Source organism: Amycolatopsis sp. CA-128772 (genome assembly GCF_002904295.1).
Taxonomy (GTDB): Bacteria; Actinomycetota; Actinomycetes; order Mycobacteriales; family Pseudonocardiaceae; genus Amycolatopsis.
Genome location: NZ_PPHG01000069.1, coordinates 132,515 through 146,684 on the forward strand (window position 1 = coordinate 132,515; position 14,170 = coordinate 146,684).

Annotated in this window: 16 protein-coding genes; 1 reads left to right on the forward strand and 15 read right to left on the reverse strand. The window is 72.0% G+C overall.

Annotated features, from left to right (window positions below):
* Positions 1–3: 3 nt before the first annotated feature.
* The 3 genes from C2L59_RS24600 to hemL are packed head-to-tail and all read right to left on the reverse strand — an operon-like array spanning position 4 to position 2,491.
* Complete coding sequence (locus C2L59_RS24600) at positions 4–570, reverse strand: TlpA disulfide reductase family protein (protein WP_103351864.1); 567 nt, start codon at positions 568–570, stop codon at positions 4–6.
* Positions 567–1,193, reverse strand: a complete 627-nt coding sequence (locus C2L59_RS24605; RefSeq protein ID WP_103351865.1) for a histidine phosphatase family protein — start codon at positions 1,191–1,193, stop codon at positions 567–569. Before C2L59_RS24605 ends, C2L59_RS24600 begins: the two co-directional genes overlap by 4 nt.
* A complete protein-coding gene (gene hemL, locus C2L59_RS24610) occupies positions 1,190–2,491 on the reverse strand; it encodes a glutamate-1-semialdehyde 2,1-aminomutase (RefSeq protein ID WP_103351866.1) in 1,302 nt (433 codons plus the stop codon). Before hemL ends, C2L59_RS24605 begins: the two co-directional genes overlap by 4 nt.
* Positions 2,492–2,551: 60 nt before the next feature.
* Between hemL and C2L59_RS24615 the strand changes: the two genes are divergently transcribed.
* The gene (locus C2L59_RS24615) at positions 2,552–3,028 is read left to right on the forward strand and encodes a TspO/MBR family protein (RefSeq protein ID WP_103351867.1); all 477 of its coding nucleotides are present in this window, start codon (positions 2,552–2,554) and stop codon (positions 3,026–3,028) included.
* On the opposite strand, the gene C2L59_RS24620 is transcribed toward C2L59_RS24615, so the two are convergent.
* From C2L59_RS24620 to C2L59_RS24675, 12 genes are all read right to left on the reverse strand, one after another.
* Positions 3,025–3,549 carry a hypothetical protein gene (locus tag C2L59_RS24620; protein WP_103351868.1) on the reverse strand — a complete coding sequence of 175 codons (525 nt, stop codon included), beginning with the start codon at positions 3,547–3,549 and terminating at the stop codon, positions 3,025–3,027. The genes C2L59_RS24615 and C2L59_RS24620 overlap by 4 nt on opposite strands.
* A 9-nt stretch (positions 3,550–3,558) precedes the next feature.
* Positions 3,559–4,761: an ABC transporter permease gene (locus tag C2L59_RS24625; RefSeq protein WP_103351869.1), complete on the reverse strand. Its 1,203-nt coding sequence runs from the start codon at positions 4,759–4,761 to the stop codon at positions 3,559–3,561.
* Positions 4,758–5,462, reverse strand: a complete 705-nt coding sequence (locus C2L59_RS24630) for an ABC transporter ATP-binding protein (RefSeq protein WP_103351870.1) — start codon at positions 5,460–5,462, stop codon at positions 4,758–4,760. The genes C2L59_RS24625 and C2L59_RS24630 overlap by 4 nt, the downstream gene beginning before the upstream one ends.
* Positions 5,459–6,733: an efflux RND transporter periplasmic adaptor subunit gene (locus tag C2L59_RS24635; protein ID WP_103351871.1), complete on the reverse strand. Its 1,275-nt coding sequence runs from the start codon at positions 6,731–6,733 to the stop codon at positions 5,459–5,461. The genes C2L59_RS24630 and C2L59_RS24635 overlap by 4 nt, the downstream gene beginning before the upstream one ends.
* 62 nt (positions 6,734–6,795) lie before the next feature.
* On the reverse strand, positions 6,796–7,134 hold the full coding sequence (locus C2L59_RS24640; RefSeq protein ID WP_103351872.1) for a hypothetical protein: 339 nt from the start codon (positions 7,132–7,134) through the stop codon (positions 6,796–6,798).
* A gap of 13 nt (positions 7,135–7,147) precedes the next feature.
* A complete protein-coding gene (locus C2L59_RS24645) occupies positions 7,148–7,588 on the reverse strand; it encodes a hypothetical protein (protein ID WP_103351873.1) in 441 nt (146 codons plus the stop codon).
* Positions 7,585–8,121 carry a hypothetical protein gene (locus C2L59_RS24650; protein WP_103351874.1) on the reverse strand — a complete coding sequence of 179 codons (537 nt, stop codon included), beginning with the start codon at positions 8,119–8,121 and terminating at the stop codon, positions 7,585–7,587. The genes C2L59_RS24645 and C2L59_RS24650 overlap by 4 nt, the downstream gene beginning before the upstream one ends.
* Positions 8,122–8,138: 17 nt before the next feature.
* A complete protein-coding gene (gene hemB / locus C2L59_RS24655) occupies positions 8,139–9,110 on the reverse strand; it encodes a porphobilinogen synthase (RefSeq protein WP_103351875.1) in 972 nt (323 codons plus the stop codon).
* Positions 9,111–9,329: 219 nt separating this feature from the next.
* Complete coding sequence (locus tag C2L59_RS24660) at positions 9,330–10,862, reverse strand: bifunctional uroporphyrinogen-III C-methyltransferase/uroporphyrinogen-III synthase (RefSeq protein ID WP_103351876.1); 1,533 nt, start codon at positions 10,860–10,862, stop codon at positions 9,330–9,332.
* 117 nt (positions 10,863–10,979) lie between these two features.
* Complete coding sequence (gene hemC, locus C2L59_RS24665; RefSeq protein ID WP_103351877.1) at positions 10,980–11,909, reverse strand: hydroxymethylbilane synthase; 930 nt, start codon at positions 11,907–11,909, stop codon at positions 10,980–10,982.
* Between the two features lie 20 nt (positions 11,910–11,929).
* Positions 11,930–13,237, reverse strand: a complete 1,308-nt coding sequence (locus C2L59_RS24670) for a glutamyl-tRNA reductase (protein ID WP_103351878.1) — start codon at positions 13,235–13,237, stop codon at positions 11,930–11,932.
* Complete coding sequence (locus tag C2L59_RS24675; protein WP_103351879.1) at positions 13,234–14,157, reverse strand: redox-sensing transcriptional repressor Rex; 924 nt, start codon at positions 14,155–14,157, stop codon at positions 13,234–13,236. Before C2L59_RS24675 ends, C2L59_RS24670 begins: the two co-directional genes overlap by 4 nt.
* Positions 14,158–14,170 lie beyond the last annotated feature (13 nt).

The following is a 14,170-nucleotide window of genomic DNA, read 5'->3' on the forward strand; positions in this document are numbered from 1 at the left end:
GACTCAGCCTTCCGCGGCCAGCCGCTGGACCACCGGCAGCAGGTCCTGGGCCAGCACCGGCCGCAGGAACACCGCCGCCACGCGGTGCTGCTTGTCCAGGACGATCGTCGACGGGATGATGTTCCGCGGGTAGCCGCTCAGCTTGAGCAGGACCCGGCCGTCCGGGTCGTAGATCGACGGGTACGTCAGCTTCCGGTCGCGGACGAAGTCCTGGGCCACCTCGCGGGCCGGGTCGCGGACGTCGATGCCCACCACCTGGGTGCCCTGCTTGGCCACCGTCTCCAGCTCCGGGACCTCCGTGCGGCACGGGCCGCACCACTGGCCCCACAGGTTGAGCACCACGACCCGGCCCGGGAAGTCCGCCAGCGAGAGCTGCTTGCCCTCGTTCATCAGGTCCTCGCCGGCCAGGACCGGGGCCGTCTGGCGGTCCGCGGCGTCGTACGTGATGTCGATCTTGCCGCCCGGGGAGACGAAGCTGAAGCTGCTCCCCTGCACCACCGCGTCCTTGCCCGCGCTGCAGCCCGCGAGCGCCAGCGCCACCACCGCGAGCAGCGCCCCGAAAGACCTCATGCCCCGGTCACCTTCGGGTCCGTGGAGCCCGCCGGCTCGCTGTAGACGATCTCGCGCAGCTCGTCGCCGTCGAACACCAGGGACGTCAGCGACGCCAGTGAGCACTGGCGGCGCCGCGGGTCGTGCCACAGGCGCTTGCCCTCGAGGAACCGCCGCAGCGTCCAGATCGGCAGCTGGTGCGACACGCACAGCGCCTCGTGCCCCTCCGCCGCCTCGCGGGCGCGGTGGACCGCGCCGAGCATCCGGTGCGCGATCTCGATGTAGGGCTCGCCCCACGACGGCTTGAACGGGTTGACCAGCTTCGGCCAGTGGCGGGGCTCCCGCAGCGCGCCGTCGCCGACCGCCACGTGCAGGCCCTCGAACTGGTTGCCCGCTTCGATCAGGCCCTCGTCGGTCGCGATGTCGAGCCGGTGGGCGGCGGCGATCGGGGCCGCCGTCTCCTGCGCGCGCTGCAGCGGCGACGCCACGACGTGCACCAGGTCGTGGCCGGCAACGGCCTCCGCGACGGTCAGCGCCTGCCGCTGCCCGCGCTCCGAGAGCCGGTAACCGGGCAGGCGGCCGTAGAGGATCTTCGTCGGGTTGTGCACTTCGCCGTGACGCAGCATGTGGACGACGGTGGTCACTGGACGGCCCCAGCCGCCGCGCGCGCCGCCGCGGGCAAAGCCGCTTCGATCACCGAGAACGCTTCGTCGTCCATCGCCGCGTTGACGAACCAAGCCTCGTACGCGCTCGGCGGCGCGTACACGCCTCCGTCGAGCAACGCGTGGAAGAACGGCGGGAAGCGCCACGTCTCGGACGCCTGTGCGCCGGCGTAGTCGCGGACCGGCGTCTCCCCGAAGAACACGCTCACCAGGTTGCCCGCGTACTGGACGTTGTGCGCAACCCCCGCTTCGCCCAGAGCCGCGCGGAAGAGGTTGCCGAGGCGCTTCGCGTTGGCGTCGAGCGCCGCGTACACGGCGTGGTCGGCCGCGCGCAGCGTCGCGAGGCCCGTGGCCACCGCGACGGGGTTCCCGGAGAGCGTCCCGGCCTGGTAGACCGGCCCGCCCGGGGCGAGCTTGGCCATCACGTCGGCGCGGCCGCCGAAGGCCGCCGCCGGCAGGCCGCCGGACATCACCTTGCCGAACGTGTAGAGGTCGCCGGCCACGCCTTCGAGGCCGAACCAGCCCGCGTGCGAGACGCGGAAGCCGGTCATCACCTCGTCCATGATCAGCAGCGCGCCGTGCTCGTGGGCGAGCTCACGCAGGCCCGCGTTGAAGCCGTCGGCCGGGGCGACCGCGCCCATGTTGCCGGCCGCCGCCTCGGTGATCACCGCGGCGATCTCGCCCGGATTGTCCACAAAGGACTGGCGGACCGCGTCGAGGTCGTTGTAGGGCAGCACCAGCGTGTCCGCGGCCTGGGCGCCGGTGACACCCGGCGACGTCGGCAGCCCGAGCGTCGCGACGCCGGAGCCGGCCTGGGCGAGCAGCGCGTCGACGTGACCGTGGTAACACCCGGCGAACTTCACGATCTTCGTCCGGCCGGTGAACCCCCGGGCCAGCCGGATCGCGCTCATCGTGGCTTCGGTGCCCGAGTTGACCAGGCGCACCCGCTCGACCGGCCCGACCCGGCCGATGATCTCCTCGGCCAGCTCGACCTCGCCGATCGTCGGCGTGCCGAACGAGAGCCCGGACGTCGCCGCCGCGCGCGCCGCCTCGACGACCGCCGGGTGCGCGTGGCCCAGGATCATCGGACCCCAGGACGACACCAGGTCGACGTAGCGGTTGCCGTCGGCGTCCCACAGGTGCGGGCCCTCGCCGCGGACCATGAACCGCGGGGTGCCGCCGACCGAGTTGAACGCCCGGACCGGCGAGTTCACCCCGCCCGGGATGGCCGTCTTCGCGCGGTCGAACCATGCTTTGGACTGCTCGGTTCCAGTGCTCACCCCTCCAGTGTCCCAAACCCGCCTAGGATGGCCGGACGCCGCCCGGGAGGGGAACAGCCGGTGACCGAACGCGTGCCGCACCGCAACCCGTGGCTCATGCTGGCCGGGTTCCTGGGCGTCGTCGCCGTGGTGGCCGTGGTCGCCGGCCTGGCCGCGGCGTCGGCGAAGGACGTCTACGCGCGGCTGGAGCAGCCGCCGTGGGCGCCGCCCGCGTCGCTGTTCGGTCCGGTGTGGACCGTGTTGTACGTCATGATCGCGGTGGCCGGGTGGCTGTACTGGCGGACCGACGGCGAGACCCGCGGGTTCGCCGCCTACGGCGTCGGCCTGCTGTTCAACCTGCTCTGGACGCCGCTGTTCTTCGAGGGCGGCGCGGCCGGGCTCGCGCTGGCCGACATCGTGCTGCTGGACGTCACCGTGGTCGTGACGATCGTCCTCTTCGGCCGCCGGTCGAAGGCCGCCGCCGCGCTCCTGGTGCCCTACCTGGGCTGGATCCTGTACGCGACGGCCCTCAACACCGCGATCGTGGTGCTCAACTAGCGCGCGGCCTGCTGCGTGATGGCCTGCGCGGTCACCGTGCCGTCTTCGCCGGCCTGGCCCTGGACGACCACGGCCGCCCCCGGCTTGAGGTCGGCCAGCTTGCCCGGCTGGGTGACCCCGACCGTAGTCGAGTCCGATGTGGACACCTTGACGTCGGTGCCCTGCGCGGTCTTCACGTAGACGGTGGTGCCCTCGACGCGGTCGACCGTGCCGGTGGTGCCGCGGCCGCCGCGGAACCCGCCGCCCTGCTGCCCGGCGCCCGCCTGCTGGCCACCTTGGTTCCCGCCCGCCGGACGCGTGGGCGTCGAGGTGGCGGAGCCGAACGCCGCGTGCGTCCAGGCACCACCGCCGAACGCGATCGCGAGCACGACGAGCCCGGCGAGCACCACCGTGGTGCGCGAAAACGGCTTCGCGGCCCGGCGCATCTCGGCATTCAGGTCGCCATCGACAGCCGGGCTGGCCACGATCTCCTCCGCGGCGGCACTTTCACGTGAAAGTGCCGGTTCGGTGGACGAAGACATCAGGACTCCTTATTCGTGACGCAGGGCGTCGATGGGCCTCAGCTTGGCGGCCCGGTTCGCCGGGAAGCTGCCGAAGAACAACCCGATCAGGGCGGATACCGCGAAGGCGAGCAGGATCGAGGACGGCACCACGACGGGTTTGATCCCGGAGATGGTGAACCGGCTGCCGATCACCCCGATCGCGACGCCGAGCAGCCCGCCGAACAGGCTGAGCATGGTCGCCTCGGCGAGGAACTGGCCGAGGATGGCCGAGCGCGGGGCGCCGATGGCCTTGCGGATGCCGATTTCGCGGATCCGCTCGGTCACCGTGACCAGCATGATGTTCGTGACGCCGATCCCGCCGACCAGCAGGGAGATGGCCGCGACCGCGCCCAGCAGCACGGTGAACGTCTCGGTCGCCGACGTGCGGGTCGCGAGCAGCTGCTCGGAGTTCTGGATCTGGTAGTCCGGGGTGCCGCCGAGCCGGATGCCGTGGCGGGCGTTGAGGATCGCGGTGATCTCGGACTGGGCCAGCGAGACGGAGTCGGCGCTGGTGGCCTGGACGGCGATCTGGCTGAGGTTGCCGTACCCGGCCAGCGAGTTCTGCACGGCCGAAATCGGCGCGATGGCGACGTCGTCGGCGTTCTGCAGGCCGGTGCTGCCCTTGGCCTGGAGCACCCCGATCACGGTGAACTGGATGCTGTTGAGCAGCACGTTCCTGCCCACCGGGTCGGCGGTGCCGAAGATCGACTCCGCGGTCGTCGGGCCGAGCACGACGACCTTCCGCGCGGCCGTGACGTCCTCGCTGGTGAACAGCTGCCCCTGGGCGAGTTCGCGGTTGGTCGTGGTGAAGTACGCCGGTTCGGTGCCGGCGACGCTGGAGATGTCGTACGACGTCTGCCCGTAGGTCGCGGTCGCCGTCGTGTTGACCACCGGCGACGCGGCCTTGACGTCCGGGGCGCCGACGGGGTCGACGAGCGCGTGCGCGTCCTGGACGGTCAGCGGCCGCGCCGACGCGCCCTGCCCGCCGCCGCGCGCCGGGGAGACGTTGACGACGTTGGTGCCGAGGCCCTGGATGCTGGCCGCGATGGCCGCCGACGCGCCGTTGCCCACCGCGACCAGCAGGATCACCGCGGCGACGCCGATGGTGATGCCGAGCGTGGTGAGCGCCGAGCGCAGCTTGTTCGCCGTCAGGCCGCGGACGGCGAAGCGCAGGATTTCGAGGAGGTTCACGAGACCGCCCCCACCGCGCGTGTCACTTCGTCCGAGACGATCAGGCCGTCGTCCACCCGCACCACGCGGTGCGCGTGCTGGGCGACCTCGTCCTCGTGCGTGATGACGACGATGGTGCGGCCGAGGGCGTTGAGCCGGTCGAACACGCCGAGGACGTCCTCGGTGCTACGGCGGTCGAGGTTGCCGGTCGGTTCGTCGGCCAGCAGCATCGCCGGCCCGGTGACCAGCGCCCGCGCCACCGCGACGCGCTGGATCTGGCCGCCGGACAGCTCGCTGGGCAGGTGCTTGGCCCGGTCGGACAGCCCCACCATCTCCAGGGCCGCGAGCGCGCGCCGCCGCCGCTCCGACCGCCTAAGTCCACTATAGACCAGTGGAAGCTCCACATTGGACAAGGCGGACGTCCGGGGCACCAGGTTGAACGACTGGAAGATGAAGCCGATCTTCCGGTTGCGCAGCAACGCCAGCTGCCGTTCGTTCAGCTTCGCGACCCCGAACCCGTCCAGCAGGTACTGGCCGGACGTCGGCACGTCCAGGCAGCCGAGCATGTTCAGCAGCGTCGACTTCCCCGAGCCGGACGCACCCATGATCGCCACGTACTCGCCGGGCCACACGGCGAGGTCGACGCCGCGCAGCGCGTGCACCGCCGTCTCGCCGGCGCCGTAGGTCTTGCGCAGCCCGGAGACCGCGATCACCGGGTTCATCCGCGCCCGCCGAAGCCGCCGCCGGTGCCGGTGCCCGTGCCGCGCTGGCCGCCGCCCGGGAACCCGCCGGTGCCCCCGCCAGGGAACCCGCCGGTGCCGCCCGTGCGGCCGGTCCCGCCGGTGGTGCCGGTCGTGGCCGTCCCGGTGAGCACGACGTTCTCGCCCTCGGTGAGCCCGGAGGTGATCTGGACCGTCGACTCGCCGCGCAGGCCGACCTGCACCTGGCGCGTGACGTTCCGGCCGTTCTCCTGCACGGTGACGAGGTTGGTGCCGCCCGCGCTCTGCACCGCCGCGGCCGGCACGCTCAGCGCGTTGTCCGCCTCGGCGACCGTGATCACGACGCTCGCCGACTGGCCGGGCCGCAGCCCGTCCGGCGGGCTGGTCAGCGCCAGCTGTGCGCCGTAGGAGACGACGCTGCCGCTCGTGGTCGGGGTCAGGTTGATGCTCGACACGGTGGCCTGGACCGGCTTGTCCGGCAGCGCGTTCAGCGTCACCGTGGCCTTCTGGCCGGTCTTGACCTTGCTGACGTCGATCTCGGCGACCGAGGTGTTGACGACCAGGCCGGTCATGTTCGTGATGGTGATGAACCCGCTGCCGGAGCTGCTACTGCTGCTGGCCGCAGCGGCTCCGGAATTCCCCGCGCCCTGGCCGCCCTGGCCGCTGCCGCTCGACGTCTGGGAGGTGGCGGACGAGCCGCTCGAGGACTGCTGCCCGACCGTGCCGTTGATCGCGGTGACCGTGCCGGCACCCGGCGCGTACAGCGTGGTGTTGTCGAGCGCCTGCTGCGCGGTCTGTACGTCGAGCTGGGCCTGGTCGAGCTTCGCCTGCGCCGAGGTGACGTTGTTCGCCGCGTTGTTCTGGGCGTTCTGCCCGGTGGCCGGGGTGTTCTCGGCCGTTTCGGCGGTGTCGAGGCTGTCCTGCGCGACGGCGAGGTTCGCCTTCGCGACCTGGAGCTGTTTGGCCGCCTGGGTGCTGTCGACGGTGGCGAGCTTCTGCCCGGCGCTGACGACGTCACCGACCTTCACGTCGATCGAGGTGACCTTGCCGGCGGTCGTGAAACTGGCCGCGCCGGTGTAGCTGCTGGCGAGGGTGCCGGCCGCGGAGACGGTCTCGGTGACCGTCGCCCGGCGGACCGGCGTGCTGCGGCTCTGGGCCTGCGCCGAGCTCGGTGCCGGGCTGAACGCCTGGTATATCCCGAACCCCGCCCCGGCCAGCAGTACGACCAGAGCACCGTTGATCACCCATGCCTTCGAGGCACGCACGCGCGTCATGCGGCAACTTTGGTGCCGCTCGTTAGCAATTGACTGTTGGTTACCTGTGCGCCGGCTGTGTATCAGCCCTTGGCCTTGCGGCCCCGCGCACGGATCGCGAGCGACAGCTGACGCACCGCGTCGACCAGCAGCAACGCGGCCACGGTCCCGAGCCCGATGGCGGCGGCGAGCAGCCCGCCGAAGTACCGGTGCGACTCGAGCACGGCCCCGTCATCGGTCCGCGTGACAACGGTGGCGACGCTGCTGTGCCAGCAGGCGTAGGCGCCCCACCCGGCCAGCACGGCGAGCAGAACCTCCACGACGGCAACCAGCGTCCGCCACGGCTTGTGCAGCCGCGCGCGCGAGCCGGGTTCTTCCGGCGGCCAGAGCTCGGCCCCGGTGGGCTGCGGAAGGTCGATCACGCCACCGATTTTCTCATGCCTCACGCGGCGTCGCCCGGACGAGCCGGTCCAGCGCGTCCTGCAGGGCCTCGACGTCCCTCGCCCACGCCAGCACGACCGTGCCGTCGGCCAGCTGCACCGGCAGCGAGTCGTACTTGCGCGGCACCGACCAGCCGCCGCCGAGGACCCGCGCGCCCACCGGCGTTCCGACGTCCGTCACCGACGCGATCTCCGCCGCCGGGAGCTTCTCGCGGCCCTGGCGCAGCTGTTCGGTCGTCACCTCCAGCGAGAGGAACCGGCGCCGCGCGTACACCCACGGCATCGTGATCACGCACAGCCCGAGCCCGACCAGCAGCCAGCCCACGACGTGCACCGGGCCGCCCGTGACGAGTTCCGCGAGCGCGCCCACCAGGGCGAACACCGGGCCCCAGCCGATCGCCGCCCAGCTCACGCCGGACTCGGCGTAGAGCCTCACAGCTTCTTGCCGACCTTGGGGAAGTAGCCCGCCACCGACGGCAGGTACAGCAGCACCAGCGCGATGACGAACAGCAGCACCGCGACCAGCGTCAGGTAGGTCAGCACCGGCGCGAACGTGAAGATCAGCAGCACCATCACGATCGGCAGGACGGTGAGCACCGTCCGGGCCGAGCGGGTGCCTTCGCGGGCCTTGTACGCGAAGAGCAGGAACAGCAGGGTGAACACGGCCGACCCGACCAGCAGGTACCACAGCATCGCGGTGACGCCGTCGGCGATCATCTGCGGCGAGATCTTCGGGTTGGTGGTGCCCTTGACGTACCGGTCGATGACCGCGGACTTGCCCGCCATCAGCTGGACGTACCCGAGGATCAGCAGCACCCCGCCGGCCAGCCACAGCCAGAACGACACCGTCACCGGACGCGGCGGCTTGGCCTTTGCGGCCTTCGCCCCGGGCAGGACCGGATCGGGTGACCGGCCGAGCTTGCGCCGTTCGTCGTCGGTCAGACCGGTGAGGTCTTCGTTGTCTTCCACGCGAGGACTCTAACGGGTCAATCCAGCCAGGCAGCGGCTTCGGCGGCCCAGTAGGTGAGGATCATGTCGGCGCCCGCGCGGCGGATCGACGTGAGCACCTCGAGGATGGTCCGCTCGCGGTCCAGCCAGCCGTTCGCCGCGGCGGCTTCGACCATCGCGTACTCGCCCGAGATGTTGTACGCCGCCACCGGCACCGGCGAGATGTCCGCCGCGGCCTTGATGACGTCGAGGTAGGACAGCGCGGGCTTGACCATCACCATGTCCGCGCCCTCGGCGAGGTCCAGCTCGATCTCGCGCAGCGCCTCGCGGGCGTTGCCCGGGTCCTGCTGGTAGGTCTTGCGGTCGCCCTTGAGCTGCGAGTCGACGGCCTCGCGGAAGGGGCCGTAGAACGCGCTGGCGTACTTCGCGGCGTACGCGAGGATCGCCGCGTCCTTGTGCCCGACCTCGTCGAGCGCCCGGCGGATGACGCCGATCTGGCCGTCCATCATCCCGGACGGCCCGAGCACGTGCGCCCCGGCTTCGACCTGCGCGATCGCCATCTGCGCGTAGATCCGCAGGGTGGCGTCGTTGTCGACCGCGCCGTCGGCGTCGAGGACGCCGCAGTGGCCGTGGTCGGTGAACTCGTCGAGGCACGTGTCGGCCATCAGCACGGTGGCGTCACCGAGCTCGTGGCGCAGGTCGCGCAGGGCGACGTTGAGGATGCCCTTCTCGTCGACCGCGCCGGACCCCTCGGCGTCCCGGGTTTTGGGGATGCCGAACAGCATCAGCCCGCCGACGCCGGCGTTGACCGCATCGACGGCGGCCTTCCGCAGCGTGTCACGGGTGTGCTGCACGACGCCGGGCATGCTCGAGATCGGCCGCGGCACGTCGATGCCTTCGGCGACGAACATGGGGAGGATCAGCTGGCGTGGCCGCAGCGTCGTTTCGCCCACCAGCCTGCGCATGGCCGGGGTGGTGCGAAGCCTGCGGGGACGATGCTCGGGGAACACCCTTACCAAGTTACTCCGGCGCTGATCGCCGGGGTTCCGCAAGGGTGCTCACGGCATTGGCGACCGCCAAGCGGCCTGCCCCACCTGCGGCCCCAAAGCCCCCCAATGTGGCGTTGGGTGCGTCCAACGCACCCAATGTGGCGTTCGGTGCATCCAACGCACCCAACGTGGCGTTCGGTGCATCCAACGCACCGAACGCCACATTGAGGCGCTTGGGACTCAGGAGCGGCGAGCCCGCTTCGCCTTGCGCGGCGGCGGCAGCGCACCCTCCGCGCGCAGCCGGGCGGCGTGCTCGGCCAGGGCGTCCACCAGGTGCGGGACGTCCGCCTTCTCCGGCTGGACGTCGACCCGGAGGCCGAACTCCACCGCCGTTTCGGCCGTCTTCGGGCCGATGCACGCGACCAGCGTGCGGGTGTGCGGCTTGCCGGCGATGCCGACCAGGTTCCGCACGGTCGAGGACGAGGTGAAGCAGACCGCGTCGAAGCCGCCGGTCTTGATCATCTCGCGGGTCTCGGCGGGCGGCGGCGCCGCCCGGACCGTCCGGTACGCCGTCACGTCGTCGATCTCCCAGCCGCGCTCGCGCAGGCCGGCCGACAGCGTCTCGGTGGCGATGTCCGCCCGCGGCAGCAGCACGCGGTCGACCGGGTCCAGCACGTCGTCGTACGGCGGGAACTCGGCCAGCAGGCCTTCCGACGACTGCTCGCCCGACGGGACCAGCTCCGGGATGATGCCGAACGAGCGCACCTTCGCCGCGGTCGATTCACCCACACAGGCGATCTTCACGCCGGAGAACGCGCGAGCGTCGAGCCCGAACTCCTCGAACTTCTCCCACACCGCGCGGACCGCGTTGGTCGAGGTGAACACGATCCACTGGTAGCGGCCGTCGACCAGGCCCTTGACCGAGCGCTCCATCTGCGCCGGGCTGCGGGGCGGCTCGACCGAGATGGTCGGCACCTCGTGCGACGTCGCGCCGTGGCCGCGCAGGCGCTCGGCCATCTCGCCGGCCTGCTCCTTGGTGCGCGGCACCAGGACCTTCCAGCCGTACAGCGCGCGCGACTCCCACCACGACAGCTTCGAGCGGTGCCCGGCGGCCTGGCCGATCGTGACGATCAGCGGCCCGACGAGCTCGCCGGCGTCGTTGGCCAGCTTCTCGAGCGTGGTGTCGAGGGTGCGCTGGGTGTTGATCGTGCCGTTCGCGGTCACCGCGACCGGGGTCGACGCCGGGACGCCGTTGCCGGTCAGCGCCGACGCGGCCTCGGCCAGGTGCGCCGACGACGCGTGCAGCACCAGCGGGCCGGGCGCGGCGGCCAGGGCCGCCCAGTCGACGTCGCCGCGGACGTCGACCTCGGTGTGCGTGCCGCCCAGCGCGACGCCCGCGTACGCCGGGACGGCCGCGGCCGGGGAGACACCCGGGATGACGTCGAACACGGCGCTCGTGCGCGCGACCGCCTGGACCTCGGCCACCACGGCCGGGGTGGTCAGCGGGTCGCCCGCGACCAGGCGCAGCACCAGCCGGCCGGCCTTGGCCTCGGTGGTCAGGTCCTTGGCGACCTCGGCGGCCTCGCCGACGGCGGGCCGGACCTCGGCGCCCTCGGCGGCCATGGCCAGCACGGCCTGCGGCACGTCGGGGTCGGTCACCACGACCTCGGCCTTGGTCAGCAGCTCCTGGGCACGGACCGTGAGCAGGCCGGCGTCGCCGGGGCCGGAGCCCACGAACGCTACGCGCCCGGTGGTCTTTCGCGCGGGGGTCATCTGTGCGTTTCTCCTCTTGCGGCGGCCGTGCCGGATCGCATGGCCGCAGGTCTCCTATGAATGTCTTTTCGAAGCACTCTTTTCAGAGCTACAGCTTCGAAAGCGCTCGCGAGAGCGCTATCGGGCAGGGCCGGAGAAGGCTCCGGCTCCCAGGTCCAGCAGCTCGGCGGCCAGGTCCTTGCCCAGCTGGGCGGCCTGGTCCTTGTCGGCCAGCGCGGAGGCCCGGACCATGTCCACCGCACCGTTTTCGCCCTCCGCAGCGGCGGTGCCGCGCAGCGAGATCCGTTCCACGACCTTGCCGTCGGCGTCGAGATCTTCGACGATCTCGGCGAGCGCACCCACCGGCGCGCTGCACCCCGCCTCGAGCGCGGCCAGCAGGGCCCGCTCGGCCGTCACCGCGGCCCGCGTGCCCTCGTCGTCCAAAGTGGACCGGAGCAGCTGCTCGAGGTCCACGTCGGCGGTCCGGCACTCCACCGCCAGCGCGCCCTGGGCGGGCGCCGGCAGCATCTGGATCGGGTCGAGGGTCTCGGTGATCGCCTCGACCAGTCCGACCCTGGCCAGTCCGGCACGCGCGAGCACCACGGCATCGAGCTCGCCGTCGGTCACCTTGCGCATGCGGGTGTCGATATTGCCGCGGATCGGCACGATTTCCAAACCGAGACCCAGTGCGCGCAGCTGCGCGGTGCGCCGCGCGGCCCCCGTGCCCACCGTCGAACCCGGCGGCAGCTCACCCAGCGTGAGCCCGTCACGCGCGATCAACGCGTCCCGCGGGTCCTCGCGCAGCGGCACGGCGGCCAGCGTGATGCCGGGTTCCGGCGCCGTCGGCAGGTCCTTGTAGGAGTGGACGATGACGTCGACCTCGTTGCGTAGCAAGGCTTCGCGCAGCGCGGAGGTGAACACGCCGACGCCGATCGTCGCGATCGGCGCCAGGGACTTGTCGCCGGGCGTGGTCACCTTGACGATCTCGACCTCGACGCCGGTGGCGCGCAGGGCGTCGGCGACGGTCCCGGTCTGGGTGAGCGCGAGCTTCGAACCGCGCGTGCCCATGCGAATGACTCTGGTCACCACTACTTCTTCTCTGAGGGGGGCTTCGGGCTCGCCACCGCGGCGGGCGCCTGCGGGTCGAGGCAGAACAGTTCGCGCAACGCGTTCGCGTAGTCGGTCTCGGCCGTCTCGGCGGCCAGCTGCTTGACGCGCACCGTCGGCGCGTGCAGCAGCTTGTCGACCACCCGGCGGACCGTGCGGCCGACCTCCTCGCGGACGGCGCCGTCCAGGTCGGGCAGGCGGTTGTCCAGCCGCAGCAGCTCGGCGTCGACGACCTCGGCCGCGCGGCGGCGTAGCGCGGTCACCGTCGGCGTCACCTCGGCGCTGCGCTGCCCGGCGAGGTAGTCGCGCACCTCGTCGAGGACGATCCCGGTGGCCTTGGCGGTCTGGCGCTCGGTGGTCGGCGTGCCGGCTTCGCGCATCCGGCGCTGGATGGTGGCCAGGTCGACGACCCGGACGTCCGCCAGCCCCCCGACCGCCGGGTCGACGTCCCGGGGCAGGCCCAGGTCGCAGACGACCAGCGCGCGGCCGCCTCGGGGCAGCACGTGCTCCGGAGTGAAGACGGCGTCCTGCGCGCCGGTGCAGCAGATCACGATGTCGGCGTCCCGCACCGCGCCGGCGACCCCGGACAGCGGGACCGCGCGGGCCGGCACGCCCTGCTCGGTGACGTTCGCGGCGAGCCGGCGGGCGCGGGCGTCGGTGCGGTTGGCCACGGTGATCTCGCCGATCCCGGCCTTGCGCAGCTGCGACGCGCTCAGCGCGCCCATCGAGCCGGCGCCGACGATGACGGCGTGCCGGCCGGTGACGTCCCCGGCCGCGGCGAGCGCCTCGGACACGACCGACGCGCCGAGCTGGTCGAGCCCCGTCTCGGTGTGCACGCGCTTGCCGACGCGCAGCGTGGTCTGGATCAGCTCGTGCAGCGTGCGGCCGACCGTGCCGGCCTCGCGGGCGGTGGCGTAGGAGGAGCGGATCTGGCCGAGGATCTGCGTCTCGCCGACGACCATCGAGTCCAGGCCCGACGTGACCGAGAACAGGTGCTCGACCGCGGCACCGGCGTAATGGACGTACAGGCTGTCGTAGAGCTCGGCGGGGGCCATCCCGGCCTGGCGGGACAGCACGCGGGTGACGTCGTCGAGGCCGCCGTGGAAGGTCTCGACGACCGCGTAGACCTCGATCCGGTTGCAGGTCGAGACGAGCATGACCTCACTGACGTGCTCGGCCTGCTGCAGCTCGTCGAGGACCTTGCCGATCTCGGGCGCGGGGATCGCGACGCGCTCGAGCGTGCTCAGCTCCGCACTCCGGTGCGAGAGACCGACCGCCAAAACGCTCATGAGCGCACCACCATTTCCCGTCCGCCGTCCGGACCCCTGCCGTTCCGCCTGCCGTTCCCGTTTTCGGACGGGAGCGCCGTGCCGGGTAACCCGGAATTGCCCTGATTTCCGGCGGCTGGAGCTTCACTGTCCGCGCGGCGGGCCACATGGAACGAGAGTATCTGCAGCTCCACGGCCAAATCCACTTTCCGGACCTCAATGTGAGGCGGAACCTGCAGGACGACCGGGGCGAAGTTGAGGATGCACTGGACACCGCCCGCGACCAGGCGGTCACACACCGATTGCGCGGCGGTGGGCGGGGTGGCGATCACGCCGATCGAAATGCCCCGCTCGGCGCAGATCCGGGGGATGTCGTCCATGTGCGACACCGGCAGCCCGCCGACCGGCACGCCGATCAGGTCCGCGTCCAGGTCGAACAGGGCCTCGACCGGGAACCCGCGCCCCGGGAAGCCGCCGTAGTTGGCCAGCGCGTGGCCCAGGTTGCCGATCCCGACCACGGCGACCTTGTGCTGCCGGGTCAGGCCGAGGATGCGCTCGATCTGGCTGACCAGCACGCCCACCTCGTAGCCGACGCCGCGGGTGCCGTAGGAGCCCAGGTAGGAGAGGTCTTTGCGCAGCTTCGCGGAATTGACCCCAGCGGCCTGCGACAGTTCTTCGCTCGAAACGGTCGTCGCGCCCTGTTCGGACATTCCGGACAACACGCGGAGGTAGACGGCGAGCCGCGCGACCGCGGCCTCGGGAATCGACTTCGCCCGGACAGCCTCGGGGGCATCCCCGTTGCGGCCCGGCTCACCGGCGGTCACCGCGGGCATCTCGGCGGTCGGGGCGTTGTCGGCGTCCGGCGTGGCCGGCCGGCGGGGCCGTCGCGGGGCCCGGCCCGGGGAGTCCGCCGCGTCGCGCCTCCCCCGCTGTGTCACCACGCCGTCGTCTCCT

Excerpts from the sequence above, each read along its gene's own strand:
- C2L59_RS24660 (WP_103351876.1), bottom strand. The coding sequence starts at position 10,862 with ATGACCCCCGCGCGAAAGACCACCGGGCGCGTAGCGTTCGTGGGCTCC.
- C2L59_RS24620 (WP_103351868.1), bottom strand. The coding sequence starts at position 3,549 with ATGTCTTCGTCCACCGAACCGGCACTTTCACGTGAAAGTGCCGCCGCG.
- C2L59_RS24600 (WP_103351864.1), bottom strand. The coding sequence starts at position 570 with ATGAGGTCTTTCGGGGCGCTGCTCGCGGTGGTGGCGCTGGCGCTCGCG.
- C2L59_RS24670 (WP_103351878.1), bottom strand. The coding sequence starts at position 13,237 with ATGAGCGTTTTGGCGGTCGGTCTCTCGCACCGGAGTGCGGAGCTGAGC.
- C2L59_RS24635 (WP_103351871.1), bottom strand. The coding sequence starts at position 6,733 with ATGACGCGCGTGCGTGCCTCGAAGGCATGGGTGATCAACGGTGCTCTG.
- C2L59_RS24630 (WP_103351870.1), bottom strand. The coding sequence starts at position 5,462 with ATGAACCCGGTGATCGCGGTCTCCGGGCTGCGCAAGACCTACGGCGCC.
- hemC (WP_103351877.1), bottom strand. The coding sequence starts at position 11,909 with ATGGGCACGCGCGGTTCGAAGCTCGCGCTCACCCAGACCGGGACCGTC.